Genomic DNA, 3,849 nt, shown 5'->3' on the forward strand with positions numbered 1-3,849 from the left:
GCCGAGGTTGTTGAGGGTGGTGGCTGCGCCGGATCGGCCGCCGTCGTCCCGCTGGTTGGGTAGCGCTTGGTGGTAGTGTCCGAGTGCCGGCTGCCGATCCCCGAGGCTGTTGTACACGTTGCCGATGTTGCTGAGGGTGACGGCTTCGTTGCCCCGATGGCTAGCCTGTTGGTACATGGTCAGGGCCTGCTGGTAGTCCTCCAGCGCTGGCCTAGGTCTACCGGTCGACGACCGCGCCCAACCACGGTCGTAGAAGGAGCCGGCGTCCGGGCCCAGGGTCAGGGTCGCGGTGGCCATGGCTTCGACGGCGGCGAACCGCGAGGTACGCAACCACACCCGACCCACCCGGTCACCGACGTCCCGGGCGATGTTCGGCTGTCGGCCGGCGACCGCGAGCCGATGCACCTCCACGCGTCGGGCGATGGTGGTCGCCGCAGCAGGGTTGACAGGGCGTTCGTGATCCTCCATCGCCGGTCCACCTCGCTCTTCCTGCTACTCCCGTTGCCGAGGGTAGGACGGTGACACCACCGGCATGAGGGCAGTGGCGTCGGTCGCCGTTGCTCCTTCCCCGCTGACCGGGGACGCGGTCGGTGAGTCGGGAAGCTGTCACCTGAGCCGGGTTCTCCGAGCGGCCCCGGGACGCGAATGAAACGTACAGTAGCCGCCAAGGTCCGTACCGTTGATCGTCCGGCTGGGCGGGCGGGGCGGTCCTGGGCCGGTGTGACCAGGCGTGTGGGGGAGGGTGCGGGCGATGGCGAATGCCACAGTGGAGGTTTCCGGGGCGCAGGCCGCGAGCTGGGCGGCAGAGCTGCGGGCTGCGCTGGTCGGTGCCGTGGGGCCCGACGGCAGCGTGTCGCCGGTGCAGGTGCAGCGTTCGGCCGAGATGGTGATCGCGGTGATCGGGCTGGTGTTCTCCGGGGTCGGTGCGGCCAAGACGATCACCGAGTGGTGGGGTGCCCGCCGCCGGGACGGCGCTGCGGTCACCGTGCTGCTGCCCGACGGCACCCGGATCGAGTTGGCCGAGGGCAGCCAGGCCCGGCTGGAGATCGCCATGCGGCAGGACGGCACCGGGCCGCGCTGACCTGGCCACCACCACGACGGGGACGGGCAGATGAGCACCTTCGACCTGGAGGTCTTCGCGCAGACCTCGACCTACTACGAGCTGCGGCTGTCCGCCGACGGCCAGTCGCCCCGGACCCGCAGCCTGGACCGGGCCGCGGTCGACGAGCTGATCACCCTGGTACGCCGCGACTACAGCACCGACGCCGCCGCACAGAAGGTGTACGGCGCGACCCGACTGGCCGAGCTGGGGGCGCGGCTGGCGGATTTCCTGGACGGCGACGAGCGGTGGCTGACCCCGATGCTGGCCCATCCCGCCGGGGCGGTGCTGCGGATCACCGCCGAGCAGCGGCTGCGGCACCTGCCCTGGGAACTGCTCGCCCTGGATGGTGCCTTCCTGACCGTGGCCGGGCGGGCACCGCTGTTGCCGGTCCGTACGGTCGGCGAACACGCGGAGCTCACCGGCCCGGTCACGCCCGGCAACCGGCCGTTGCGGGTGCTGTTCATGGCGGCCTCGCCGGAAGGCGTCGAGCCGGTGCTCAACTTCGAGGCGGAAGAGGCCGCGATCCTGGCCGCGACGCGGCGTACCGGCACCGATCTGGTGGTGGAGGAGAGCGGCACCCTGGAGGGGCTCCGGTTCCTCAGCCGCGACTACGGGCCCGGCCACTTCGACGTGCTGCATCTGAGCGGGCACGCCACCACCGACGGCGGGAAGCCGGTCTTCGTGGTGGAGGACGAGTTCGGTGCGCCCACCGGTGCGACGGCCGACCAGATCGCCCAGGCGATGCAGGGACACTGGCCGAGGCTGGTGTTCGTCTCCGGCTGCCTGACCGCTGACGCCCCGGAAGGCGGGGTGTTCCCGTCGATGAGCGAAAGCCTGGTGCAGGCTGGTGCCCCTGCGGTGCTGGGCTGGGCGCTGCCGGTCGGGGACGTCTCCGCCACCGACTTCGCCGCTGAGCTTTACCGGGCACTGGCCGACGGCGGTTCGTTGGACCAAGCCGTGGTCGAAGCCCGCCGCCACCTGTTCCACGACCGCAAGAGCAGCTACTGGCATCTGCTCCGGGTCTACGCTGACCGGTCCCCGCTGGCACCCATGGTCACGCCGCTGCACACCAAGGGCCGCAGGCGGTTGCAGGTGCGGGCCGCCGACCAGCAGTTCCTGGACCCGCAGACCCAACTGTCCCGGGTCGCGTCCCGCGCCGAGTTCGTCGGCCGGCGGCGGGTCATCCAACGATGCCTGCGCGCCCTGCGGCAACCCGCCGACACCCCCGGCGCGGCGCAGGGCCTGCTGCTGGCCGGCATGGGCGGGCTCGGCAAGAGCAGCCTCGCCTCCCGGCTCCTGGAACGCATGCCCACCCACCAGCACGCCGTCTGGTACGGCCAGGTCGACGCCATCAAGTTCCGCGAGCTGACCAGCAAGATCCGCTTCGACGACGTCGACCAGACCATCGAGGTCGCCAAGCTCCTCGACAACGAACAGGTCTCCCTCCCGACCCGGCTGCGGTACCTGCTCGACGCCGACGGGCCGCTCGGCGGGACACCCTGCCTGTTCGTCTTCGACGACTTCGAGACCGGCAACCTCGACACCCGCGACGACGGCAGCCGGGTCCTCGCCCCGGCGATGGCCCAGATCCTGCCCGCCCTGCTCACGGCCATCCGCGACACCGGCAGCCCGAGCCGCGTCATCATCACCAGCCGCTACCGATTCCCCACCCCGGCCGGCACCACCCTCGCCGTCGAGGCCCTGGAGACCCTGACCCCCGTAGAGCAGACCAAGAAGATCGCCAACCTGGCCAAGCTGCGCCCCGAATCCACCATCAACCCCACCATACGGACCCGGGCGATCGAGGCCGCAGCGGGCAACCCCCGCCTGCTCGACTGGCTCAACCGGATCGTCGACGATGCCACCCTCGACGTCGACGGCCTGCTCGCCGCCATCGAGAACGAAGCCGACCGGTTCCGGCGCGAGACCGTCCTCGCCGACAACCTGCTCGACTCCCAGCCCTTCGAACTGCGCCGCATGCTCGCCAAGGTCAACATCGTCGAACTACCCGTACCCTCCGCCACCGTCCATGCCCTGCACCCGCACCCCGACGCCGCCGCGCACCTCCAGCGGGCCGTCGAACTCGGCCTGCTCGAAGAGGGCACCGACCCCGAGACCCGCCAGCCCCGCTACTACGTCTCCAACGTCCTGCACCCCCTCGTCCGCCCCCTGCTCACCGACGACGAACACACCCAGGCATGCGCCGACGCCGCCCGGTCCCTCTACCAACTCTGGGTCCTCGACCCCGCCGCCGATGGCCACTGACCCGCGAACCCTCGCCCGCTGGGTCGAGGTGCACCGGCTCGCGGTCGCCGGGCGGCAGCCGGTGATCGCCCGGGACGTCGGTGACCGGGTGTGTCGGGTGTGGCTGCGTACCTCGCGGTTCGCCGCCGTCGAGGCCATGGCCACCGCGACCCTGACCCTGGGCGCGGTCGCCGGCTCCTTCTACCAGCGTGGCTGGGCGCGGTCGTCGACCGGTCGGCCCCGGCCGGCGCTGGAGGACTACCAGCAGGCCCTGACCATGTACCGGCAGGCCGGCGACCGGGGCAACGAAGCCGCCACCCTCAACAACATCGGCCACGTGTACAACGGGTTGGGGGATCGGCGGCGAGCCCTGGACCACTACCACCAGGCTCTTCCCATCCAGCGGGAGGTCGGTGACCGGTCCGGCGAGGCTGTCACCCTCAGCAACATCGGCCACGTGTACGACAATCTGGGGGATCGGCAGCTCGCCCTGGACCATTTCC

Annotated in this window: 4 protein-coding genes; 3 read left to right on the plus strand and 1 reads right to left on the minus strand. The window is 71.2% G+C overall.

All coding sequences use genetic code 11. The annotated features are described in order from the left end of the window. Positions 1-468 (minus strand): tetratricopeptide repeat protein (locus ACOJTC_RS29910; protein WP_420119387.1); only part of this gene is annotated, 468 nt, incomplete at its 3' end. Positions 469-751: 283 nt separating this feature from the next. Between ACOJTC_RS29910 and ACOJTC_RS29915 the strand changes: the two genes are divergently transcribed. From ACOJTC_RS29915 to ACOJTC_RS29925, 3 genes are all read left to right on the plus strand, one after another. Continuing rightward, on the plus strand, positions 752-1,081 hold the full coding sequence (locus ACOJTC_RS29915) for a hypothetical protein (protein ID WP_420119388.1): 330 nt from the start codon (positions 752-754) through the stop codon (positions 1,079-1,081). Between the two features lie 30 nt (positions 1,082-1,111). After that, the gene (locus ACOJTC_RS29920) at positions 1,112-3,367 is read left to right on the plus strand and encodes a CHAT domain-containing protein (RefSeq protein ID WP_420119389.1); all 2,256 of its coding nucleotides are present in this window, start codon (positions 1,112-1,114) and stop codon (positions 3,365-3,367) included. Further along, positions 3,357-3,849: tetratricopeptide repeat protein (locus tag ACOJTC_RS29925; protein ID WP_420119390.1), on the plus strand; the 493-nt coding region annotated here is incomplete at its 3' end. The genes ACOJTC_RS29920 and ACOJTC_RS29925, both read left to right, overlap by 11 nt.

It is taken from the genome of Micromonospora sp. (genome assembly GCF_048594385.1).
Taxonomy (GTDB): Bacteria; Actinomycetota; Actinomycetes; order Mycobacteriales; family Micromonosporaceae; genus Micromonospora; species Micromonospora wenchangensis.